Below are 22,891 nucleotides of genomic sequence, written 5' to 3' on the forward strand. Positions count from 1 at the left end.
GTTACTCTGCTGCTTTCAACTCCGGTGGCGTCCATTTTTCCTTCATGGTCACCAACTCTTCTGCACTGGTCGGATGCACGGCACAGGCCGCATCGTACTGATCCTTGGTCAGACCCGCCTTCACGGCGATCCCGGCCAGCTGGATCATTTCAGGCGCATCCGGCCCGACAATATGCACGCCCAGCACCCGTTGTGTCTCCCCGTCCACGACGAGTTTCATCAACATGCGGGATGCATCCGGCGTCAGCGACAATTTCATAGGCCGGAACGAGGTCTTGTAAACATCAACCTGTGCAAATTTTTTGCGCGCATCTGCCTCTGACAGCCCGACAGAGCCAACGGGAGGCTGTGTAAACACCGCCGACGCAATGTCTTCGTGGTCGTAGGCGGTTGGCGTCCCGCCGAACACGGTCGCGGCGAAGGCAGCGCCCTCACGGATGGCGACTGGAGTCAGATTGACCCGGTTGGTGACGTCTCCAACGGCGTGAATATTGTCGGCGGTGGTTTTCGAGAAAGCGTCGACCTTGATCGCGCCCTTCGGGTCGAGAGCGACCCCGGCCTTGTCGAGGCCCAGCCCGTCGACATGCGGGTTACGCCCGATCGCATACATCACGACATCGGTATCGATGTGATTGCCATTATCCAGGTGAACCCGTTTGCGGCCATCCGGCAGCGCTTCGATCTTCTCGAAGACGGTGTGCGTGATCACGCGAACGCCCGATCGCACCAGCTCTTCATGGACATGGCTGCGCACATCATCGTCAAAACCGCGCAGCACTGTGTCGCCGCGATAGACCTGACAGACCTCGGCGCCCATGCCGGCGAAAATCTGCGCGAACTCGCAGGCGATATAGCCGCCACCGGCGATCACCACATGCTTGGGCAGGGTCTCAAGGTGGAAGGCCTCATTGGAGGAAATGCCCAGCTCGGCGCCTTCGATCTCCGGCACGAAGGGCGTGCCGCCGACCGCGATCAGGATCTTGTCGGCGGTCACGGTCCGGCCGGACTTCAACAGGCGAATCGTGTGCGCGTCCTCGAACTCGGCCCGCTCCTCGATCACCTCGACACCGGAATTGTTGAGATTGCGGCTGTAGATCCCCGACAACCGGTCGATCTCGGCATCCTTGGCGGCGATCAGCTTTTCCCAGCTGAACGAGGTCTCGCCGACACTCCAGCCATAGCTCTCGGCCAGCTTGAACGTCTTGGCGAACTCGCTCGCATAGACCAGCAGCTTCTTGGGCACGCAGCCGCGTATCACGCAGGTCCCGCCGACCCGATACTCCTCGGCGATGGCAACCCGGGCGGCTCCATGTTGCTTGGCCATCCGGGCCGCGCGAACGCCGCCGGAGCCGGCGCCGATGACGAAGAGATCGTAGTCGTACTGGGTCATGTCAGGTCCTTCGGGGCTATGTGAGCGCGATCCGCCTTATTCGAACGCCGCCAGCAGGCGGGCCATGTTGCGCTGCATGGCATGCTGGCCGAGCAACTCGCCGACCTGGGCCATCTCGCTCATCAGGGCGGGCTGTTCAACGGCCAGCTTCTGGCCGAGATCGGTTTCGTAGAATGCCAGCAGTTCAGCGAGTTCCGCTTCGGTAAAGCGGTTCGCATAGGCAATGGCCGTCGCCTCGGCGATGTCCGGATATGTCTCCAGCATCACGTCCATGACGATTTCCATGGCCCTGTCCAGTTGTGCCTCGGTCGCTCCGGGCACACTGGCCGCGAAGGACTGGCGCAAAAGCGGCAGCATTGGCTGCAAGGCGATTTCGAACATCGCCTCGTTCGACGTCCCCGCCACGATCTCGCGCGCCAGCTCGAGCTGCCGCTCCGTCGCCACGTCCTGTGCTGCGGCCGTGCTCAACGGCAGCCAAGCCAAAATGGCGACCACCGCCACGATCAAAACACGCATGGTGTAACTCCCCCCTATAATTCCATCACCCGCGCCTCACCGTCCTCTCCGACGATGACCACACGGGCCAGATCAATGAACAGGCCGTGTTCGACCATGCCCGGAATGGCTTTCAGCGCCTGGTCAACAGCCCGGGCATCCGGGATCGCTTCACAAGACGCGTCGAGAATATAATGACCGCCATCGGTGACCAGCGGTTCCAGCCCGTCGCCCTTGCGGCGCAGCTGGACATCCGGCGACGTCACCCCGGCCTTGCGCAGCGCGTCATAGACATGGCCAGCGGTCAGCGAGAAACCGAAGCGATCGACCTCGACCGGCAGCGGGAATTTCCCCAGCGTCGAGACCAGCTTCGTTTCGTCCACCATGACAATCATCAGGTCCGAGGCGTGGGCGATGATCTTTTCGCGCAGCAGGCAGGCGCCGCCACCCTTGATGAGCTGGAAGCGGCCATCAACCTCATCGGCACCGTCAATGGTGATCGAGATGTGATCGACATGGTCGACATCAATCAGTGGCACCCCGTTCTCGGTCGCCACCTCGGCCGTGCGCCGGGAGGTTGGCACGCCGCGAACAGCCAGCCCGTCCTTGATCCTTTCACCCAGCAGGCGGAGGAAAATCTCGGCGGTCGAGCCAGAGCCGAGCCCCAGCGTCATGCCGTTTTCGACATAGTCCAGCGCCGCCGCTGCCGCGAGCGACTTCTGGCGCTGGGCACTCATTGATCGACGCCGCCAAGCAGCACGTATTTGAGCTCGGTGAACTCTTCGACGCCCCACTTGCCGCCTTCGCGGCCAATCCCGCTTTCCTTCACACCGCCGAACGGCGTGGACGCGGCTCCGACCATCGGTGCATTGACCCCGATCATGCCGTACTCGACACCCTCGGTCAGGCGGTGCACCCGGCCGACATCATTGGTGTAGATATAGGCGGCCAGTCCAAACGGCGTGTCATTGGCCATCTTGATGATGTCGGCCTCGGTGTCGGCGCGATAAATGGACGCCACCGGTCCGAAAATCTCCGAACACGACACGTCCATCGCAGGATCACCGCCGTCGATCAGGGTCGGGGCATAAAAAGAGCCACCCAGCTCGTCAGTCAAAGGCTTGCCGCCGGTGACAATCCGGGCTCCGGCTTCGCGGGCCTGGCTCACCAGCTTGTCGACCCGGGCGACCGCTTTCATGTGGATGAGCGGACCGACCGTGGTGTCACTGGCGAAACCGTCGCCGGCCTTGAGTTTGGATATCCGGGCCTCCAGCGCCTCGACCAGCCGGTCGGCAATCGCCGGCTGGGCGATGATACGGTTGGCCGAGACACAAGTCTGGCCGGACACCCGGAATTTCGACGCGATGACGCCGTCGGCGGCCTTCTCGACATCGGCATCGTCCATGACGATGAACGGCGCATTGCCACCCAGTTCGAGCGCCACACGTTTCACCGTCGAGGCGGCCTGGCTCATCAGCAGTTTGCCGACCGCCGTCGAGCCGGTGAAACCGACCATGCGGACATCGTCCGAACTGGTCAGCACTCCGCCGATGGACGGGGCGTCTCCGCACACGACATTGAACACGCCATCGGGAATACCGGCGCGCTTGGCCAGTTCGGCCAGGGCCAGGGCCGAGAGCGGGGTTTCCGGGGCCGGCTTGATCACCATGGTACAACCGGCGGCGAGCGCCGGCGCGCATTTGCGGGTGATCATCGCATTGGGGAAATTCCACGGCGTGATGCAACCGACCACACCAATCGGCTGACGGATGGTCCAGCCACGCGAGCCCGGGAACGGCGTTGACAGGGTCTCGCCATGCACGCGCTTGGCTTCCTCGGCCGACCACTCGATGAAGGACGCACCATAGACGACTTCGCCCTGCGCCTCCTTGTGGACCTTGCCCATTTCCAGCGTGATGAGGGTCGCCAGGTCCTCGGCGTTGTCGAGGATCAGCTTGTGCCATTTCATCAACAGGGACGCGCGCTGGAACGGCGATACCGTCTTCCAGGATTCAAAGGCGCGCGTCGCGGCGGCGACGGCCCGGCGCGCCCCTGCCTCACCCACATCACCGACGGTGGCGATGACCTGGTTGTTGGCCGGATTGAGCACGTCGACGCCGCCCTCACCTGCGACCCACTGGCCATCGATGAAGCTGTCGGTCTTGTAGAGGCTGGGATCCTTCAGGCGTTCCGTCACACTCATGTCTGGCTGTCCTTTCTGGCCTTGCGGGCGCGCTTGGCGGCATGAAAACGGGCCGCCCAGCCCGGCTTGTGGGTTTGCGGGGTGCGGGCGAGCGCGAGCGCATCAGCCGGCACATCCTCGGTGATCACGGCACCGGTTGCCGTAAAGGCACCGGCCCCGACAGTGACAGGGGCGACCAGACAGGTGTTCGAGCCGATGAAGGCGTTGTCGCCAATCACGGTGCGATGCTTGTCATATCCGTCGTAATTGCAAGTGATGGTTCCGGCCCCGATATTGGCGTTCGCGCCGACCGACGCATCGCCGATATAGGTAAGGTGCGAGACTTTTGCGCCCTCTGCGAGCTGCGATTTCTTGATCTCGACGAAATTGCCGACCTTGGAACCCGCCCCCAGCACGGCACCGGGACGCAGGCGGGCATAGGGTCCGGCATGGGCGCCGCGATGCAGATGTGCCCCCTCGATATGCGAATGGGCGTGGATAACGGCGTCTTCCTCGATCACCACACCGGGACCGAACACGACATGGGGTTCGATCACGACATCCCGGGCAATCCGGGTGTCATGGGCGAAGAATACCGTTTCCGGCGCGACGAGGGTCACGCCGTCGGCCATCATGGACTTGCGCATGCGTGACTGGAACGCCGCTTCGGCCTCGGCCAGGTCATTGCGGGAATTGACGCCCAACACTTCATCGGCGTCAGCGACCACCACGGCGGCGCGCAGGCCGCGGGCCCGGGCCAGACCGACGACATCGGTCAAATAGTATTCGCCATTGGCATTGTCATTGCCGACATCGCCGAGCAGGTCAAACAGCAAGTCCGCCGGGGCCGCCAGCACGCCGGAATTGACCAGCCCGACAGCGCGCTCGGCTTCGTTGGCGTCCTTGAATTCGACAATGCGATCCAGGTCGCCCGCCTCATTGGTGATCAAGCGGCCGTAGGCGGCCGGATCGGCAGGTTCGAAACCAAGCACGGCGACCGACGCGCCCCCCTCCAGCGCCTCGAACACACGGGCGACCGTTGCAGCGGTGATCAAGGGGGTATCGGCGTACAGGACAATGGCATCACCGGTCTGGTCGGCCAACGCTTCCCGGGCGGCAAGTACGGCATGGCCCGTCCCTTTCGGCGGGTCCTGCAGCGCCGTGCGCGTTCCCAGGGCCTCGGCTGCGTCGCGAACGGCAGGCGAATGCGCCCCCCAGACCGTAACAATGTCCGACGCCCCGCACTCACCCGCCAGCGCCACGGCCCAATCCAGCATCGGCCGCCCGGCGACCTTGTGGAGAACCTTGACCGTTTTCGACTTCATCCGCGTGCCTTGGCCGGCGGCGAGAATGATGGCGGCGCGGGATCGGGACATTTGGACTTCCTTGGCTTGTGGAATCGGCGATTTCGACCTGTCAGGCGCTATAGCCTATCGTTGTGGTGCGCGTAACCTAGCTTCTCCTGCATTGCCCGAGACAAGGCCCGTTTTCATGCTCGACTCCCGTGACGCCGCGCTGTTCGCAAACGCCGCAATCGCCTTCGACCTCGACGGCACCCTGGTCGACACCGCGCCTGACCTGTTGCGGGCCCTCAATGCGGTGATCGAGCCTCGCGGGCTTGAGCCGGTTGAACTGGGAGCTGTGAGAGCGATGGTCGGACGCGGCGCGCGGGCCCTGCTAGAGCGCGCCCATGCGGCCCAATCGATGCAGCTTGAGGACCCCGAAGCGGCTGTCGCGGATTTCATCGAGATCTACAAATCCGACGTGGCCGCCCATTCAACGCCATTCGAAGGCGTCGAGACGACGCTTGCCTGGCTGCGGGCACAGGGATGCCGCCTGTCGGTGTGCACCAACAAGCCATCCGTCCTGTCGGACATGTTGATCGGGGAATTGGGGCTGGCCGGGTATTTCGACCGTATTGTCGGCCCGGACCGGACCACGGCGAAAAAGCCGGCTGCCGACCACCTGCTCGACGCCCTGGGACAGGGGTGGAGCCGGGCTGCCCTGATCGGTGACAGCGAGCCGGATGTCGGCTCAGCCGCCGCGGCCGGGCTGCCCGTTGTGATCATGAGCTATGGCTACAGCGAAAGACCGGCCGACTCCTTGGGAGCCGACCGGGTCATTCATGCATTCAGCGATGTACCGCTGGCGCTCGCCGGACTGTGGCGAGGCACGACCTGATCAGGCCGAGCGACGCTCGCGGCCGGCGTCGTTGGCTGCGCGGGTCGGCATACCGTTGACGAGGTTCGAGCGCACATCCGTGCGGGCGGAGCGCATGGCAGGCATGAAACCGGCTTCGACGAGATCGACGGAAACATCATAGCCGCGCTCGGCCCAATAGGCTTCAATTCGCGCTTTAAGACGACGCGCACCTTCGGGCGTGCACAGATCATTACTCATGAACAAAACCTCCTACTCGGCCGAAGCTTCCCCCGGCCGGGAATTGCGTCCAATCTGGTGATTGACGGGACGGGCCACGACGGCCGCGTTCCAGCTTGGTGGAGGCTGATATAGGCTGGCTGGCCATATGACGAGAGCATGACGGTGTGGCAAGTTGTCGCACCTTGAGCGCGACGCATGTGCGCTTCAACTTCCACATGTGGTTGACCGGGTAAAAGTGCCTGCTTATACGGTCGTTTTCCGGGATACCGGGCGATTAGCTCAGCGGGAGAGCACCTCGTTCACACCGAGGGGGTCACTGGTTCAATCCCAGTATCGCCCACCATTTCCATCCAGCCACACACCGCAACATCATCGATCACGCGCCCCTGGCCCGTCGGCAACGCCGCATCCGTTTGTGATTCTGGTCACAAGAGACCCTGTGACGAGGTGGCGCATCTGCGATCTGCACGGATTTCTTGCGAAACATTCTCAGAAGTGGGAGGAGTAGGGCACGTCAATAATATTGGGTGCGACATGAATTCCGTGAAACTCCTTGCCGCTGCCGCCGGGCTTGCCCTGGCAGCCTGTTCCCAGCCGGCCACCGACACCGCGTCGGGCGAGACCGAAGCCGCCGCCGAGGCGCGCGTCGTGAACGTCTACAGCGCCCGTCATTACTCCAGCGACGCCACCATCTATGCCGCCTTCACCGAAGCAACCGGCATCGAGGTGAATCTGGTCTCGGCCAATGGGGACCAGCTGATCGAGCGCGTCCGCGCTGACGGTGAACGCAGCCCGGCCGATGTGATCATCACCGTCGATGCTGCCCGCCTTCACCGCGCCGAGCAGGCCGGCCTGTTCGCCGCCGCCGACTATTCCGACCTGGCCTCCGGCATCGGTGCCAACCTGGTCGACCCGGAAGGCTATTGGGTCAGCTTCGCCAAGCGCTCCCGCGTGATCGCCTATTCGAACGACCGCGTTCAGCCCGGCGAGATCACGACCTATGAAGACCTCGCTGATCCGCGCTGGCTGGGCCGGATCTGCGTCCGTGAGAGTGGCAATGCCTACAATCAGTCCCTGCTGGCCTCGATGGTCGCCCATCTGGGCGAAGACGGGGCCCAGGCCTGGGCCCAGGGCATTGTCGACAACATGGCGCGCGAACCGCAGGGCGGTGACCGCACCCAGATCAACGGCATCGCGGCCGGTGAGTGCGATGTCGCCATCCTGAACCATTATTACTACGCCATGATGGTCAATTCCGACGACCCGGCTGCCCAGGCTGCTGCGGCCGCTGTCACCCTCCTTTTCCCGAGCCAGGAGACCTCCGGCGCGCATGTGAACGTGTCCGGGGCCGGTATCGCGGTCAACGCGCCGCACCCCGCTGAAGCCCGGGCCTTGATCGAATTCTTCTTTTCCGACACCGCCCAGCGCGCCTTTGCGGAGATGACCAACGAGATCCCGGTCCGCAGCGATGTCAGCTGGGACAATCCGACCCTGGCCGCGATGCTGCCCTTCGTCGAGGACGACCTCAACGTCTCGGAACTGGGTGACCACAACGAAACCGCCCAGCGCATCTTCGACCGGGTCGGCTGGCAGTAGTGGACAAGGCGGGATCACCATCCCGCCTGCCGGGCCGGTCCTCCGGCCTGGCAGTCCTGGCGGCGCTCGTCTGTGCCGCACCGATCCTCGCAGTCGCGTGGATCGCCCTGACCCGTGACAGCGGCGACTATCTCCAACACCTCGCCCAGACCCGCCTGCCCGTCTATCTGACAACCTCGGCGCTGGTTGCCCTGGTCGCGGGCGGCGGGGCCGGCCTGATCGGGACCACTCTGGGCTGGCTTATCGCCCGCACCGACTTTCCGGGCCGCAAGACACTCAGCTGGGTGCTGATCCTGCCCCTGGCCGTGCCGGCCTATGTCGCCGCCTATGCCTGGCTCGACCTCAGCCAGGCGGGCGGACCGCTCGACGCGGTCACGGACGGTCTCTTTCCCACCATCCGCGGCGGCGTCGGGGCGGGCTTGATGTTTGCCCTGGTCCTCTACCCTTATGTCTACCTGCTCGCCCGCGACACATTCGCCAGCCAGTCCGCCGACGCCTACAACGCCGCTCGCACACTGGGCGCCGGCCCGCTGACGGCTTTCTGGCGCACGTCCCTGCCGATGGCCCGCCCGGCCGTCGCAGCCGGCCTGGCACTCGTGGCCATGGAAAGCCTGGCCGACTATGGCACCGTCTCCCATCTGGGTGCCCCGACCCTGTCGATCGGCCTGATCCGCGCCTGGAGCGGAGCCGGGTCCCTGGTCGACGCAGCCCGCCTGTCACTCGTCCTGGTCTTTATCGCCCTGGTCGTGTTCGGCCTCGAACGCGCCCAGCGCAGCCGTGCCCGCAGCGTCAATGCCTCCGGACGTCACAAGCCGGCGCCGCGACTCGCCTTGAATGGTGGCCCTGCCCTGGCGGCGATGGCCGCCTGCCTGACCCCCTTGTTGCTGGGCATGATCATCCCGCTGGGCCGCCTGGTCTGGCTGGCCGCGCACACCGAGACCGCAACCGGGCTGGCTGCCGCCAGCCTGCACAGCCTGACCCTGGCCGGCATCACCGCCCTGATTGCCGCCGCCCTGGGCCTTGCCACCGCCTATTCCCTGCGCAGCCGCACCACCATCGCCACCCTGGCCGCCCGCGCCGCCGGGCTTGGCTATGCGGTTCCGGGCGCTGTCGCTGCGGTTGGCGTGATCGCCATCCTCTCGGGGACGCAGGCCTTGATCGACCCGGCCTGGCGCGCCCTGACCGGCGAGGTCTTCCCGATCCTGCTGACCGGTACCGGCGCGGCGCTGGTCTTTGCCTATCTGTCGCGCTTTGCCGCCGCCGCCATCAGCCCGTCCGAAACGGCGCTCGCCCGCATCACGCCATCGCTGGACGGCGCCGCGCGAACCCTCGGGGCAACGCGTCGCCGCCGCGTCTGGCATATCCACTGGCCGCTGATCGCCGCCGGGGTGACCTCCGCCGGTCTTCTGGTCTTCGTTGAGGTCCTCAAGGAATTGCCGGCGACGATGATCCTGCGCCCGTTCAACTATGACACGCTGGCCATCATCGCCCACAATTTCGCCAGCGATGAGCGCCTGGGCGAAGCCGCAATGCCGTCACTCCTGATTCCGCTGGTCGCCCTGCTTCCCATGATCTTCGTGGCCCGCTACCTATCCAGACAGGATCGCTAGCCAGAACGCCCCGGGGGACGCCGCATGGCGGACACACGCACAGTGTTGAGCATTCGCGGCGCGGAGCGTCGCTATCGGGCCGACCACGCCGCCCTGGCCGGTGCCGATCTCGATCTGCACGCCGGACGCATCACGGCGCTCCTGGGCCCCTCAGGCAGCGGCAAATCCACCCTCCTGCGCGCCATTGCCGGGCTGGAACGACTGGAGGCCGGCTCGATCTGCCTTGGCGGCACTTGCTGGAATGACACCGCCACCCATGTCGCGCCGGAAGCGCGCCGGGTCGGCATGGTGTTCCAGGACTATGCCCTCTTCCCGCACATGACCGCCCTGGCCAATGTCGCATTCGGTCTGACGGGGCCCGACAAGACCACCCGCGCCCAAGCCCAGCTGGAAGCCGCCGAACTGGGTCACCGGGCCAAGGCCTATCCGCACGAGCTGTCCGGCGGCGAGCAACAACGTGTCGCCCTCGCCCGCGCCCTGGCGCCGCAGCCCTCCGTGGTGTTGCTGGACGAACCCTTTTCCGGCCTTGACCGGCGCCTGCGCGCCGAGCTGCGCGAACGCACGATCGACACGCTGCGCACCGCCGGCACGACCGCCCTGATTGTCACCCACGACGCCGAAGAAGCCATGGCCGTCGCTGACCAGCTGGCCCTGATGGATGGTGGCCGCATCATCCAGACCGGTCCGCCCGACGATGTCTGGATGAGCCCGGTCAGCGCCACGGCGGCGAGACTGCTCGGCGATGTCGAAATCATCGAAAGCCAGGTCACGGACGGTCAGGCGAAGACCCCGTTCGGGCCGGTTGATGCCAACGGCTTTGACGACGGTCAGCCGGTCAGCGTGCTGATCCGCCCGCGCGCCTTCACGCTGAGCCTTGATCCCGATGGCCCCTGCACCATCACCCGCCGCCGATCGGCGGGCCCGCATCTGACCCACCGCTTTGCCAGCGAGATCGGCGAATGGACCGCGCAAACACCGGCCCCCTCTCCAATCCGCGAAGGGGATCGGGTGAGTGTCGAGCTGGATCCGGCCTATGTTCGGGTGGTGGCGGCGTAGTCGCAGCGTCTGTGCCGTCTCCAATCGCCAAACGCCCCAATACATCGTCTTCCCACGGTCGGCGCGACGCGGCGATCCGGGGGACCTGCGCTTGCGTCGTCAACAGGATGGGTGAGGTCCCCCGGACAAGCCGGGGGATGACGGTGGAAGGGATAGGGTATTGAGGCAAACGCTCCGCGCTATTTCCCGCCCGGCCAGCTCAAATTCAACGACGGGCGCACGGCTTCCGGGCGATCTTCGACCTCGAAGCTGACGGCCACCATCCACGGTTTGTAATCGGGGTCGGTGGCCGCAAAGGCGGCGACGACCTCATCGCGATAAATGGTCTCGATCGGCTGGGCGCGGCCCGGCCAGATGCGGAATTTGATACGCACGAACTCGCGTCCGGACGTCAGCGCCACCCGGCCCACATTCGACGGGCGGGACAGGAATATGCCGGGAAATTGCTCGTGAAACCCGTGCATCAATTCGGTCGCCCGCGCTTCGGCCTGATCCTTTTCATCGGCATTGCCGGTCAGGGTCACATCGACAATGCAACGGATATAGCCGCGCGGATAATTGATCACATTGGTGATGGTGCGGTTGGGGATGAAGACGCTGGCGCCGACGGCATTCTCCAGCTCGACAAAGCGCATGGTGATCGACTGGACGATCCCGGTCTGGCCGGAAATCTCGACCAGATCGCCAACATCCAGCAGGTCGGAGAAGATGAAGGTAACCCCGTTGACGAGGTCCTGCACAACACCCTGGGAGCCGAAACCGATGGCCAGACCGATCACCGAGGCGCTGGCCAGATAGGCGGTCAGCGACACGCCCAGCTCGGCGAGGATGAAACCCAGCGTCAGGAACCAGACCGAGAACATGATCGCGCTGGCCGCCATTGAGGTCACCGAGCGGAGCTTGGAATATTTGCGCTCGGTCCGCGTCGCGATGATGAGATTGGCCACCAGGCGAATGCCGAGCACAACGATATTGGCCAGCACGGCGATGGCCGCAAAGATCAGCAGACGCCCCCATAGTGGGGCAGTGTCGAGCGTCTCGGACAGGGGGGCGGTGACGTATTCCAATTCCGGGTCTCCGGGTGCGGGCGGGCCAAGACGGTCTGACCGGCGATGCGCGTGGGCCCATCGCTGACCCCACACTCTCCTATCCCGTCCCGCCTTTGTCATCCCCGCAGTATGTCCGGCGAAGGCCGGACGGATGGCGGGGATCTAGCTGCCTGCAACCACATAGGTCCCTGACTTGCGCCCGGCCTTCGCCGGGCGTCCATCAGGGATGACAAAGGGGCTGTATACCCCCACACAACAAAACGCCCCCACCGTCCGGCAGGGGCGTTTGGCTTCAGGCTTGCGGGCCTGACCTATGCCAGCTTGGCGGCGCGCTTTTCCTCGATGCGCTGACGGGCGATCTCGTCGGCGATGAGGTTGGAGGGACGGCCTTCGCGGTCTGACTGGTCGAGGATTTCAGCCAGCGTCTGTTCCAGACCGATCAGCTTGCCCTTGACCCATTCCGGATTGAAGTCGCCGGCAATCTCGCCCATCACATTGATGATGCCGCCGGCATTGAGGACATAGTCCGGCGCGTAGATCTTGCCGCGCTTGAGAATTTCAGCGCCCATCTCGCGGGTGGCGAGCTGGTTGTTGGCGGCGCCGGCGATGATCTTCGCCTTGATGCGATCGATCGTGTCCGGATTGATAACCGAGCCCAGGGCGCAAGGCGCAAAGACGTCGACATCGAGGTCATAGATGTCGTCCAGACCCACAATCGTGGCGCCGTGCTCGGATTTCAGTCGCTCGAGACCGTCCTGGTTGATGTCGGTGATGAAGAGCTCGGCGCCGGCCTTGGCGAGATGGCCGGCCAGATAGGTGCCAACATGGCCGGCGGCGCCCTGGATCGCGACCTTGACGCCCGTGAGGTCCGACTTGCCGAGACCGCGCTCGACGCAGACCTTCATGCCCCGGAACACGCCCTCGGCGGTCACCGGTGACGGATCGCCGGACGCCGCCTTGCCCTCGGGCAGGCCGACGACATGGGCCGTCGAGGCGCGTACGGCCATCATGTCGTCCGGGCTGACGCCGACATCCTCGGCCGTGATGTACTGGCCGTTGAGGCTGTCGACGGCGCGACCGAAGGCCTCGAACAGCGCCTTGCGGTCAAACGAGCCTTCCGGCTTCATGATCACCGACTTGCCGCCACCGATCGGCAGGTCCGCCATGATGTTCTTGTAGCTCATGCCCTGGGACAGGCGCAGCGCGTCCTGGAGGGCGGCTTCGGAATTGGGATAGGACCACATGCGGCAACCGCCGCAGGCCGGGCCGCTGACCGTCGAGTGGACACCGATGATGGCTTTCAGCCCGGTGACTTCGTCGGTCGCGAAAAGAATTTTCTCGTGATTGTCGAAAGACGGATGCTCGAGAACGCTCATGAGCCACAAACCCTTTTGTTCAGCTGTTGCGGCTGCCGTTTCCGGGGCCACGATTTCGGGCGCCGGAATACCGCTTCAGACGGCAACACACAAGCGGTCAGAAACACCAAAGGATGAGGCTAGGATAACAATTCTTTCATGCGGCACCGCAGCATCGGGAGAATTATTTCCCCGAACCACGGGTTTTTGCGCAACCAGGCACTATTCCGCCAGGAGGGATGCGGTAGTGGCAGGAAATCCGGTGCATAGGTCTCCGCCTGACGCACGGTTTCAGTCAGCGTTTTGTGCGCCCGCGAACCCAGCCAGAAGCGAGTGGCGTACTGCCCGACCAGCAAGGTCAACCGGACATTTGGCAGGTTTTCGCGGACCCGCGCCTGCCACAATGGCGCACATTCGCGGCGCGGTGGCAGGTCGCTGCCCTTGGCGTCGAGACCGGGAAAGCAGAACCCCATCGGCACGATGGCGAGCCGGGTCGGATCATAAAAGGTCGCCTCGTCCATCTGCAGCCACTCGCGCAACCTGTCTCCGGACGGATCCGTAAACGGTATGCCCGACGCATGTACCCGTTTGCCCGGCGCCTGGCCGACCAGCAGGATGCGGGCATCGCGATGGGCCTGGATCACCGGTCGCGGCTCATGGGGCATGGCATCGGCGCAAACCCGGCAGGCGCGGATATCCGCCAGCAGGGTGTCGAGATCAGGCGCGGCCAATCCGCCAGACACCCTTGAAGGCCTCGGGATCCTCGACCGGCTTGCCCTTGCGCAGGATCGTCACCTTGCCGGCCACGGCCAGACGGATCGCGGCCTGGCGGACATGGCCGAACTTGCGATTGAAGCGCTCCGGATCGACCGCCTTGGCCACATCGGCCGGCGAGACGGATCGGTTTTCCGGGGCGGCGGCCACCAATTGCAGGATGGCCTCTTCGATGGGGTCGGTTTCTGGGGTATCGGTCATGCCATCCCTTTAAGCGCTTCGGCGCAGTGACGCCAGAGGCCCGCATGCGCCGCGACCACCGCCCCTATTGGATGCATCAGGCCTGGGAGCGCTTCGAGAACGCCTGGGCGCGCCATTTCGTCTGGCCGCATTTTGCTGAAGTCGGCAGGGAACCCAAGATCGTCCAGCCCTGGGCGATTGAGGTCTTCGGTCCCAACATCACCGTCGGCGACTATCTCCATGTCATCGCCAACAAGGCCGACCAGGTCCGGCTCACTGTCTGGGCCCCGCAGACCCAGGCCGGGCGGATATCGCTGGGCGATCACGTCTTCCTGGCTCCCGGAACACGCATCCTCGCCGCCGGCCAGATCGAGATCGGCGATGCCTGCCTGATCGCCAACAAGGTGACGATCACCGATTGCGACTGGCACTCCATCCATGACCGGGTCGACCCGCAGCCAGAGTTCAAGCCGGTCAGGCTGGGCAGGAATGTCTGGATCGGCGATGGCGCCTTTGTCGGCAAGGGCGTGACCATTGGCGACCATTCCGTCGTCGGCGCGCGCTCGGTGGTGACCCGGGACGTCGAGCCGTGGACCATCGTCGCCGGCAATCCGGCGAAGGTCATCAAACGCATCGACCCCGACGCCCCGATGAAAACCCGCTCCGACCTGTTCGCCGATGCCGAAGGGTTGGACCGTTTCATGGACACCGCCTACCGGCAGTCCCTGGCGGGGAATTCGACGATTGGGTGGCTGAGAAGTCGGCTCTGGCCGGCGCGGGGGGATTGAGGAAGATCGAGAGCAAGTCCTCGCCCTTGATGGGCGAAGTGGCTGGACGCGCCAGCGGCCAGACGGAGTGGGTGACGGACGGTAGCGGCAAGAACGCTGGCACGTTTCACCCCATCCGCCCCTTCGGGGCACCTTCCCCATCAAGGGGAAGGACCTCTACCGAGCAATCCAATTTCCCCGGAGGCGCACAGCGCCATCCGGGACCGACGAGAGACTCATCGCTCGTCGGACGGTCTCGTCGGTCCCGGCTCTCCGCCCCGCTTTTGCGGGGCTGCGGCCAGGAGAAATGAGCTTTGATCTGCGAGGATTGCGCCGCGCCGGCGCGAACCCGTCCATACATTCCATGCCGAGAGTTCGCCGTATCCGGTTTTTCAGCTCAAGGGTGGAACCGCGAAGCGGCGCTTGCAGCGCCCTTGACCTCAAGACCCGGATACGGCGCGCTGGCTGACAAGGTATACAAGGACCGGTCCGCGCCGTAAGCGACACAGCGAAGACGAGGGTTTCTAGCCGGGGTTCGAAGCGAGCCAAATCTTGAGTTCGGCTGGCGTCAGCTGGAATGGCGTGGCGCGAACTCGAACGAGCGGTCGATCATTCAGTCCGATGCAAACCGCATCGCCCGTATCGGCCACTTCGACGTCACACACTTCCGCGCGTTTCAGGCTGATCGCGGGGATCCGGTCCTTCAGGACAATCTCATGCGTATCAACGATGATTTCACGTCGAACGACACTTCCGTACCGAACGGCCAGCACCAGCGAGGCGATCATGAAACCCGGCAGCAGCCGAGCGCCGCTGCTCCACACAGACGCTTCGGCATCGGGTGCGATTGATAGCCAGAATCCGTAGCCCATGAACGCGAGCAAGGATGCAAGTGCGGCCCAGTCGGTTACCTTGTGGGCCCAACTTTCCTTCAGGACGACCACCCCTGGCCCCCTACCCGAACAATCCCTGCGGCAGCACGCCAATCGCGGCGCCGGTCATCAGCGTCGCCAGCGTGCCGGAGATCAGCGCCTTGGGGGCCAGCTGGAGGATGTCCTCACGCCTCGACGGCGCAATCGCGACGAGGCCGCCAGTCAAGATCCCGACGCTGGAAAAATTGGCAAAACCACACAGCGCGTAAGTCATGATCAGGCTGGTGCGCGGGGAGAGTTCGTCGCCGATCTGGGCCAGGCGGTCATAGGCGTAGACCTCGTTGAGCGCCGTCTTCAGGCCCATCAGGGAGCCGGCCTGGGTCGTTTCCGACCACGGCACGCCAGCCAGCCAGACGATGGGGGCGAACAACCAGCCCAGGATACGGTCGACCGAGAGCGGGGCGCCGAACATGTCGGGGGCCAGGCCCAGCATGACGTTGAGCAGGGCAACCAGCGCCGTGAAGACCAGCAGCATGAAAATGATGTTGAAATAGAGCCGCATCCCGTCCGAGACGCCGGTGGTGAGCGCGTCCATAGAGGAGTGGTAGATCTGGGTCGGGACTTTTTCCTTGGCCTCGACTTCAGGCGTCATCGCCTCGGCCGGCATCATCAGACGCGAGAGGAGGACCGCAGCGGGGACCGAGATCAGCGAGGCGGTGAAGATGTGTCCGGCTGCGCCGTCGATAATGCCGGAAAGCTGGGACACATAGAGCGCCATCACCGAGCCGGCGACGGTGGAAAAACCGACGGTCATGATCAGGAACAGGTCGGAGCGGCTCATGTCGGGCAGGCGCGGCCGGATCAGCACCGGGCTCTCGGTCATGCCGAGGAAGATATTGGCCGCGGCGCCGAGGCTGGCCGAGCCGGACAGGTTCAAGAGGCGCTGGAAAGCAAAGGCAAAGCCGCGCACCAACACTTCCAGCACCCGCCAGCGCCACAACAGGGCCGACAGGGCTGAGAGCACGATGACCATCGGCAGGGCCTGAAATGCGAACAGAAACGTCCCGCCCGCCGCGTCCGGATTGATCTCGAACGGCATGGTGCCGCCAGCGAGATAGCCGAACACGAATTGCGCCCCCTCATTGGTCACCGCCTGCAGCACGGCGACGACGCCGGTCAGCGATTGCAGGAAGGCGCGAAACGGCGCGACGGTGTAGAGCAGGGAGGCGATTACCAGCTGGAGCGCGATGGCGCCGATCAGCAGGACGATCGGCAGTTTCTTGCGCGGCCCGAGGAGCCAGGCAATGCCGGCCAGAAGAAACAGGCCCGCAAAGCTGCGGCCCTGCAACAAAAGATCGTCCATGAAAGTCCCCGCCGGTCAAAGCGGGACCATATTCCGCCCGACCGGACCGCTGCAACCTCTTGCCACAACGCGCCGCCCGCGAAATGCTGCGCTGCATGAGTGTGCCGCCCGTCAAACCACCGGTCAGGACCCCCTGCGTGCAGGTGTGTTTCGTTGATCCGAAGGCACAATTATGTGTCGGCTGCTTTCGTACGATGGAAGAACTGGGGCGCTGGACTCGCTACAGCGACGAGGAACGCGACGCCGTGATAGCCCAGCTTCCGGCGCGCGAGACAGCCTATCAGGCGGCGCGGGCCGCGCGTCAGGGAACAGGTCAGCCATGAGTGGGACGCTTGTGCGCCAGATCGCGACACGCATCGCCGTGCCCGCCCTCGCCCTGGGGATAGCCCTTCTGGGCCTGCGTCTGGTGAGCTGGCCGCTCTGGGCCGACATCGCGCCGCTGATCAAGACGATCTTCATCGGTACGGTTCTGGCCCTGCTCGGTCTGGCGCTGGCCGGTTCTGCCCTGTCGCCGGACGGCAGGCGGCATCGCAATCTGGTCGCCTGGTTGTCGATCGGCATCGCCGCGGTCGCGATCAACATTCTCAACCGGGACTATGCCGACTGGCAGTATCAGGAGCTGTGGGGTGCTGCTCCGGCCGCGCCGGGCAGTTCGACCAGCAGCGGGCTGGGTGTGCAGCTCAGCGATGGCGCGATCGTGCTGGAACGGCAGTTCGACGGACATTTCTACATCAACAGCGAGATCAACGGCGCCGAGATCACCTTCATGATCGATACCGGTGCCACCGGCGTCGCGCTCAGCCTGGCCGACGCCCGCCATATCGGCATCCGCACGGACCAGCTGGACTACACGATCCGGACCTCCACCGCGGCGGGCCTGTCGATGGCCGCGCCCGTCGAAATTCGCTCGCTCACCCTGCCCGGCCGCAGCTTTGATTCGGTGCCTGCACTGGTGATGAATGGCGGCGACCAGTCGCTGCTGGGCATGACCGTGCTGGAGCGTTTCGAGTCGATCGAGATCCGTCGCGACCAGCTGATCCTGCGCTCGAACTAGCTGGCCACCAGCCAGGCTTCGCGGACCAGCATCGCACCGACCACCACAAGGCCAACCGCGAAGCAGCGCTTCAGGGTCTTCTCTGGCAGGGCATGCGCCAACTTTGCTCCGAGCGGCGCCACGAAGAAGGCGCTGCCGGCCAGCAGCGCAAAGCCGGGCCCGTTCACATAGCCCAACGAGTATGGCACCGCGTCCTGGCCCCAGCCATTGAGCACAAAACCGATCGCGCCGGGCAGACCGATAGCGACGCCGAAACCGGCAGCGGTGGCGACGGCCTTGTGGATCGGCTTGCCGCACAGGGTCATCAGGGTGACGCCGAACACGCCGCCACCAATCCCCATCAACGCCGAGAGGATACCGATCAGACCGCCCAGCCCCCAGCGCAGCGGACCTACGGGCATGTCGTCTGCCAGCCGCCAGTCAGGCCGGCCGAAAAAGAACTGCGCCGACAGGAGAATCGCCGTCACGCCGAACAGCCCGGTCAGGAAATTGCCGGGCAACAGGTGGGCGATCACAGAGCCGGCCAGGGTACCGATGACAATCCACGGCGCCCAGCCCTTCAGCACGGCAAAGTCGACGGCGCCGCGTTTGGCGTGGGCGGCGACCGATCGCGCCGAGGTCGCGATGATCACAGCGAGGGAGGTGCCGACCGCAACCTGCATCACGCGCGGATCGTCATGGCCCAGGAACTGGAAGGCGAAATACATGGCCGGCACCATGACGATACCGCCGCCAATACCGAACAGGCCGGCGATCAGGCCGGCAAAGGCGCCGGTCGCCGCCATCGCCAGCACCAGGATCCAGATATCGGTCATTCAGGCCGCCTCGTCCCGCGGCGACACGGCCGCTTGTGCTTCGTCCAACACATCCAGCCCGGCGCCGGCGCGTGTGGCCTTTTCCGAGAGGATGCGACGCCATTGGCGGGCACCCGGCTCTCCAGCAAAAAGCCCCATCATGTGACGGGTGATGTCGTGCAGGCGGCCGCCGCCTTCCAGACAGGCCGCCATATAGGGTCGGAAGGCAGCCAGCGCCTGGGAGCGGGTGGCGACCGGATCGGTCTCACCAAACACCGCACTGTCGACGCGGGCCAGGATCCACGGTGTGTGATAGGCGGCACGACCGATCATGGCACCGTCGAGCCCGGCGCTCTGCGCAATCGCGTGATCGAGATCCTCCAGGCCGCCATTGAGGATGATTTCCAGATCGGGGCGCTCGGCCTTGAGCCGGTGCACCAGCGCATAGTCCAGCGGCGGCACCGAGCGGTTTTCCTTCGGGCTCAACCCTTTCAGCCACGCCTTGCGGGCATGGACGGCAAAGCTGGTCACACCGCGCGCCGCGACCGTGTCGACCAGGGAGAACAACGCCTGCTCGGGTTCTTGGTCATCGACACCGATCCGGCATTTCACCGTCACCGGCACGGACACCGCGTCCTGCATCGCCGCGACACAATCGGCGACCAGGTCGGGCTCCTGCATCAAACAGGCACCAAAGCGGCCCGACTGGACCCGGTCGGACGGGCAACCCACATTCAGATTGATCTCGCAATAGCCGAAGCCTTCGGCCGTCTTCGCGGCCTGTGCCAGCTCACCCGGGTCGGACCCGCCCAGCTGGATGGCGACGGGATGTTCAGCGGCGTCAAATCCGATCAGCCGGTCCGTGTCCCCATGGATGATCGCCTTGTCGACCGCCATCTCGGTATAGAGGAGGGCATGCCGGGTCAGGACACGGTGAAAGGCCCGGCAATGCCGGTCGGTCCAGTCCATCATCGGCGCCACCGACAGGCGGCGGGAAAAGGCAGAGTGCGACGTCATGGGGCGCGACATAGCCTGTGCAGGCCTGCCGGGCAACGCGGCTTGATTGCAATCACTCAAATCCGACCGGTTCCGTTCACCCGGTTTAAACGCGGACATGCTTGGGTAAGGCTGGCGAGGGAGTCATGACATGGCGAAAGCAGTCTTTCACAAGCATCAACGGGTCTTTGTCGGCCCGGTCGGGACCTGGGCCCTGGTCGAGGAGGTCAAGCCCCATTGGGTGAAGGATGTCGAGGAACCGATCCGGGTCGCCTATGATTGCGGCCTGGGACGGGACTTCACCGCCGACGAACTCTCCGCCGAGCAGGCCGACCATGTCGAGGCCGGTCACTGGCGCGTACTGCGCGCAAAGAACAAATGGCAGACCCTCGAGGAATGTGCCGGGCATCCCTTCCCCGGCACATTCCCCGTCGTTGTCACCGAGGCGATGGACTGGGGTGGCTGGCGTGTGCCGGCCGCCGAATATGATCGCGCGCCGCACCGGATCGAAGCGCAGGGCCGCCTTCTGGCCAACAGTCCGCGCCTGCTCGAGATCGCAGAGCAACTGGCCGCACTGGCCAGCGAGGATGTCGATCTGCCGCCGGCCCTAGCCGAACTGTCGCGCAGCGCCGAGCGTGTGCTCAGGGACATCAATACCAGGCCCGCCACCTCCGGCAACAGCGCCCGGTCGCGGGCCGCCTGACCCTTCGCGGATTTTAAGGGCGTTCTAACGATTGCCGGGCGACACTCGCCGACCTGTGCACACGATTGGAATGCTCATGTCACTCGTCGAGCAACGAAACCGCTTCTTGTCCTTCGCCTTCGCGTCAGCGGATATCCTTGTCGAGACGGACAGCAAGGGCAGCGTGACCTACGCCGCCGGCGCCGTCGCCACACTGGGTGAACCGCAACTGACCGGCGCTGGTGAAGACCTGGCCAAACGCTTCGACCGCACCTCGCGACCTGTTTTCCAGGCCATCATGCATCGCCTCAAGCCGGGTCGCCGGCTGGGCCCGGTCCGCATCGCCATTGGTGGCCGCGAGTGCCGGTTGAGTGGCTGGATGCTGGGCGATGATGACCGCATCCGCTGGAGTCTGTCCTACGAGGCTGTTGACGCGCCTGAAGAACTCGACCCGCAGGCGTTCGAGCGCAGTGCCGCACGTTCAATCGAAAAAGCCCGCTCGGCGGGCGTCGACATGGCCATGTCGGTGTTGCGGGTGGACGCCGGAGAACCACTGGAGCGCCTGGTCGGCGAAGCGCGCGCATCGGGAATCTATCAATCCATCGCAGCGTCCTGTGCCCTGGCGGTTGGCGATGAGGGCGTTGCCCGTCAGGTCGACGAGGAACGCACCGCGCTGATCCACGACCGCACTGTCGACCTGGCCAAGCTTCGGGCCGAAGTCGAGGGTTCGCTGGCGGATTCCGGTCTCGACTCGTTCGAGGTCACGATCGACTCGGTTTGCGATGCGCCAGACCTCGAACCGGGCGTGGCGGTTCAGGCCTTTGTCTACGCCATGAACGAGGCCGCCCAGAGTGACCGCGTACTGGACGTGGCCAGCCTGCAGGAAGTCGCCGAGACCATGATGCGCGACAACGAACGCCGGCTGACCGAGCTTCGTACGACGATTGCCGGCCGGGTCATCGAGCCGCACGCCCAACCAGTGGTCAATCTGGAAACCGGTGAAACCCATCACTATGAGCTGCTGCTGCGACTGCCGGACGGCAAGCCGGTCCAGGACAGTGTCGGCTTCGCTGAAAGCACCGGTCTGATCTACGAAATCGACTACGCCATGACCGAAATCGCCGCCGCTTTCCTGCGCGACGATTACGACCGCCCGTCACTGGCGGTGAACCTGTCTGGCAAGTCACTGACCAACATGGCCTGGGGCAAGCGCTTCCTGGCCCTGCTCGCCGACCTCAAGATCGACCGGAAACGATTGAGCTTCGAACTGACTGAAACCGCGACCATCAGCAATATCAAGGCCGCCACGGCGATCATCCAGAAAATCCGCGAACGCGGCCACAAGGTGTGCCTGGATGATTTCGGCGCCGGCGCTGCCGGCTTCCACTACCTGCGCGACTTCCCGGCCGATGTGGTCAAGATTGACGGTTCCTACATCAAGCGCTTCGAGGCCTCCAAGCGTGATGCCACCTTGTTGAAAGGCATGATCAATGTCTGCCGCAGCGTGGGAGCGGAGACGGTCGCCGAAATGATCGAGACCGAGGCCCAGGCCAAGGCTCTAAAGGCGATGGGTGCGACCTACGGGCAGGGTTACTATTTCGGTAAGCCTGCGCCGCTAAACTCTCTGAAAAGCCCGAAAAAGCATGCGTCCCGGGCGGCGTAACCCAACAAGGTAGGCAGACCATGGCCGTTGATTTCAGCCGTGTGCGAATTCTGATCGTTGACGATAACGGCTACATGCTGACGATCCTGCGCACCATTTTGCACGGCTTTGGCATCAAGCAGATCTTCGAGTCGAAAGACCCGGCAGACGCATTCGACATGGTCCGTTCGGACGCCGTCGACATCATCATCACCGACTACCAGATGGAAATCCTGGACGGGCTCGATTTCGTCCGTCTTGTGCGGACCGCCGATGACAGCCCCAATCCGCTGGTGCCGATCATCATGCTGAGTGCCTATTCCGAGAAGTCCAAGGTCATGTCGGCACGCGATGCAGGCGTAACCGAATTCTGCTGCAAACCGGTGACGGCGAAGGAGATGTTCGCGAAGATCGCCTCGGTGATCAACGAGCCCCGCCCCTTCATCCGCAACAAATCCTATTTCGGCCCGGATCGCCGTCGTGCCGATCCCGATTCCGGGTCCTACAAGGGCACCGAACGCCGCAAGTCGCGGCAGAAGGTCAGCGCCGATCTGGAAGCAACGGACGAAAGCCCGGGCGCTGACACCGGCTGAGCCGGCCAGGTCGATTGATAGCCCGCGTTGACAGGTCGACACCGGCCCTCAATGCACCT

The 22,891-nt window shown here is 64.5% G+C and carries 24 protein-coding genes and 1 tRNA gene; 11 read left to right on the plus strand and 14 right to left on the minus strand.

Annotation, left to right across the window (positions count from 1 at the left end; all coding sequences use genetic code 11):
* Position 1 precedes the first annotated feature (1 nt).
* Genes gor through glmU form a run of 5 tightly spaced genes read right to left on the minus strand, consistent with a single transcriptional unit; the run spans position 2 to position 5,443 of the window.
* The gene (gene gor / locus VOI18_RS13250) at positions 2-1,390 is read right to left on the minus strand and encodes a glutathione-disulfide reductase (protein WP_323762892.1); all 1,389 of its coding nucleotides are present in this window, start codon (positions 1,388-1,390) and stop codon (positions 2-4) included.
* Between the two features lie 36 nt (positions 1,391-1,426).
* Positions 1,427-1,906 carry a DUF2059 domain-containing protein gene (locus tag VOI18_RS13255; protein WP_323762893.1) on the minus strand — a complete coding sequence of 160 codons (480 nt, stop codon included), beginning with the start codon at positions 1,904-1,906 and terminating at the stop codon, positions 1,427-1,429.
* Positions 1,907-1,920: 14 nt separating this feature from the next.
* Positions 1,921-2,622 (minus strand): ribose-5-phosphate isomerase RpiA, encoded by a 702-nt coding sequence (gene rpiA, locus VOI18_RS13260; RefSeq protein WP_323762894.1) that lies wholly within the window; start codon positions 2,620-2,622, stop codon positions 1,921-1,923.
* A complete protein-coding gene (locus VOI18_RS13265) occupies positions 2,619-4,088 on the minus strand; it encodes an NAD-dependent succinate-semialdehyde dehydrogenase (protein ID WP_323762895.1) in 1,470 nt (489 codons plus the stop codon). Before VOI18_RS13265 ends, rpiA begins: the two co-directional genes overlap by 4 nt.
* Complete coding sequence (gene glmU, locus VOI18_RS13270; RefSeq protein WP_323762896.1) at positions 4,085-5,443, minus strand: bifunctional UDP-N-acetylglucosamine diphosphorylase/glucosamine-1-phosphate N-acetyltransferase GlmU; 1,359 nt, start codon at positions 5,441-5,443, stop codon at positions 4,085-4,087. Before glmU ends, VOI18_RS13265 begins: the two co-directional genes overlap by 4 nt.
* Before the next feature lie 115 nt (positions 5,444-5,558).
* Here glmU and VOI18_RS13275 point away from each other — a divergent pair, with 115 nt between their 5' ends.
* The gene (locus tag VOI18_RS13275) at positions 5,559-6,248 is read left to right on the plus strand and encodes an HAD hydrolase-like protein (RefSeq protein ID WP_323762897.1); all 690 of its coding nucleotides are present in this window, start codon (positions 5,559-5,561) and stop codon (positions 6,246-6,248) included.
* Here VOI18_RS13275 and VOI18_RS13280 read toward each other — a convergent pair whose 3' ends face one another.
* The gene (locus VOI18_RS13280) at positions 6,249-6,467 is read right to left on the minus strand and encodes a hypothetical protein (protein WP_011642908.1); all 219 of its coding nucleotides are present in this window, start codon (positions 6,465-6,467) and stop codon (positions 6,249-6,251) included.
* A 250-nt stretch (positions 6,468-6,717) separates the two neighbouring features.
* On the opposite strand from VOI18_RS13280, the gene VOI18_RS13285 reads away from it, so the two are divergent.
* From VOI18_RS13285 to VOI18_RS13300, 4 genes are all read left to right on the plus strand, one after another.
* Positions 6,718-6,792: transfer RNA gene (locus VOI18_RS13285), tRNA-Val, on the plus strand.
* A gap of 191 nt (positions 6,793-6,983) precedes the next feature.
* A complete protein-coding gene (locus VOI18_RS13290) occupies positions 6,984-8,045 on the plus strand; it encodes an extracellular solute-binding protein (protein ID WP_323762898.1) in 1,062 nt (353 codons plus the stop codon).
* On the plus strand, positions 8,045-9,655 hold the full coding sequence (locus tag VOI18_RS13295; RefSeq protein WP_323762899.1) for an iron ABC transporter permease: 1,611 nt from the start codon (positions 8,045-8,047) through the stop codon (positions 9,653-9,655). The genes VOI18_RS13290 and VOI18_RS13295 overlap by 1 nt, the downstream gene beginning before the upstream one ends.
* A gap of 24 nt (positions 9,656-9,679) precedes the next feature.
* Positions 9,680-10,711, plus strand: a complete 1,032-nt coding sequence (locus tag VOI18_RS13300) for an ABC transporter ATP-binding protein (protein WP_323762900.1) — start codon at positions 9,680-9,682, stop codon at positions 10,709-10,711.
* 179 nt (positions 10,712-10,890) lie between these two features.
* Here VOI18_RS13300 and VOI18_RS13305 read toward each other — a convergent pair whose 3' ends face one another.
* The 4 genes from VOI18_RS13305 to VOI18_RS13320 all read right to left on the minus strand — a co-directional run bounded on the left by VOI18_RS13305 (position 10,891) and on the right by VOI18_RS13320 (position 14,090).
* Positions 10,891-11,778, minus strand: coding sequence for a mechanosensitive ion channel family protein (locus tag VOI18_RS13305; protein WP_323762901.1), 888 nt, complete (start codon positions 11,776-11,778; stop codon positions 10,891-10,893).
* Positions 11,779-12,071: 293 nt separating this feature from the next.
* Positions 12,072-13,136: a Leu/Phe/Val dehydrogenase gene (locus VOI18_RS13310; RefSeq protein ID WP_323762902.1), complete on the minus strand. Its 1,065-nt coding sequence runs from the start codon at positions 13,134-13,136 to the stop codon at positions 12,072-12,074.
* Between the two features lie 119 nt (positions 13,137-13,255).
* On the minus strand, positions 13,256-13,846 hold the full coding sequence (locus VOI18_RS13315; protein WP_323762903.1) for a uracil-DNA glycosylase family protein: 591 nt from the start codon (positions 13,844-13,846) through the stop codon (positions 13,256-13,258).
* On the minus strand, positions 13,833-14,090 hold the full coding sequence (locus VOI18_RS13320) for a DUF3253 domain-containing protein (RefSeq protein WP_323762904.1): 258 nt from the start codon (positions 14,088-14,090) through the stop codon (positions 13,833-13,835). The genes VOI18_RS13315 and VOI18_RS13320 overlap by 14 nt, the downstream gene beginning before the upstream one ends.
* A gap of 44 nt (positions 14,091-14,134) precedes the next feature.
* Between VOI18_RS13320 and VOI18_RS13325 the strand changes: the two genes are divergently transcribed.
* Complete coding sequence (locus VOI18_RS13325) at positions 14,135-14,857, plus strand: acyltransferase (RefSeq protein ID WP_323762905.1); 723 nt, start codon at positions 14,135-14,137, stop codon at positions 14,855-14,857.
* A 503-nt stretch (positions 14,858-15,360) separates the two neighbouring features.
* On the opposite strand, the gene VOI18_RS13330 is transcribed toward VOI18_RS13325, so the two are convergent.
* Together VOI18_RS13330 and VOI18_RS13335 are read right to left on the minus strand one after the other, a co-directional pair.
* Positions 15,361-15,780, minus strand: a complete 420-nt coding sequence (locus tag VOI18_RS13330; protein WP_323762906.1) for a hypothetical protein — start codon at positions 15,778-15,780, stop codon at positions 15,361-15,363.
* 10 nt (positions 15,781-15,790) lie between these two features.
* Positions 15,791-17,071, minus strand: a complete 1,281-nt coding sequence (locus VOI18_RS13335) for a NupC/NupG family nucleoside CNT transporter (protein ID WP_323762907.1) — start codon at positions 17,069-17,071, stop codon at positions 15,791-15,793.
* Positions 17,072-17,166: 95 nt separating this feature from the next.
* On the opposite strand from VOI18_RS13335, the gene VOI18_RS13340 reads away from it, so the two are divergent.
* Both VOI18_RS13340 and VOI18_RS13345 read left to right on the plus strand, forming a co-directional pair.
* Positions 17,167-17,394: a DUF1289 domain-containing protein gene (locus VOI18_RS13340; protein ID WP_323762908.1), complete on the plus strand. Its 228-nt coding sequence runs from the start codon at positions 17,167-17,169 to the stop codon at positions 17,392-17,394.
* Positions 17,391-18,125, plus strand: a complete 735-nt coding sequence (locus VOI18_RS13345; protein ID WP_323762909.1) for a retropepsin-like aspartic protease family protein — start codon at positions 17,391-17,393, stop codon at positions 18,123-18,125. The genes VOI18_RS13340 and VOI18_RS13345 overlap by 4 nt, the downstream gene beginning before the upstream one ends.
* Here the strand turns inward: VOI18_RS13345 and VOI18_RS13350 are convergent.
* Positions 18,122-18,940 carry a sulfite exporter TauE/SafE family protein gene (locus VOI18_RS13350; protein WP_323762910.1) on the minus strand — a complete coding sequence of 273 codons (819 nt, stop codon included), beginning with the start codon at positions 18,938-18,940 and terminating at the stop codon, positions 18,122-18,124. The genes VOI18_RS13345 and VOI18_RS13350 overlap by 4 nt on opposite strands.
* The gene (dusA, locus tag VOI18_RS13355; RefSeq protein ID WP_323762911.1) at positions 18,941-19,936 is read right to left on the minus strand and encodes a tRNA dihydrouridine(20/20a) synthase DusA; all 996 of its coding nucleotides are present in this window, start codon (positions 19,934-19,936) and stop codon (positions 18,941-18,943) included.
* A gap of 130 nt (positions 19,937-20,066) precedes the next feature.
* Here dusA and VOI18_RS13360 point away from each other — a divergent pair, with 130 nt between their 5' ends.
* The 3 genes from VOI18_RS13360 to VOI18_RS13370 all read left to right on the plus strand — a co-directional run bounded on the left by VOI18_RS13360 (position 20,067) and on the right by VOI18_RS13370 (position 22,832).
* Positions 20,067-20,618 (plus strand): hypothetical protein, encoded by a 552-nt coding sequence (locus VOI18_RS13360; RefSeq protein WP_323762912.1) that lies wholly within the window; start codon positions 20,067-20,069, stop codon positions 20,616-20,618.
* A gap of 76 nt (positions 20,619-20,694) precedes the next feature.
* Complete coding sequence (locus VOI18_RS13365; RefSeq protein ID WP_323762913.1) at positions 20,695-22,260, plus strand: EAL domain-containing protein; 1,566 nt, start codon at positions 20,695-20,697, stop codon at positions 22,258-22,260.
* Positions 22,261-22,280: 20 nt separating this feature from the next.
* On the plus strand, positions 22,281-22,832 hold the full coding sequence (locus VOI18_RS13370; RefSeq protein ID WP_323762914.1) for a response regulator: 552 nt from the start codon (positions 22,281-22,283) through the stop codon (positions 22,830-22,832).
* Positions 22,833-22,891 lie beyond the last annotated feature (59 nt).

Source organism: Maricaulis sp., assembly GCF_034670125.1.
Taxonomy (GTDB): domain Bacteria; phylum Pseudomonadota; class Alphaproteobacteria; order Caulobacterales; family Maricaulaceae; genus Maricaulis.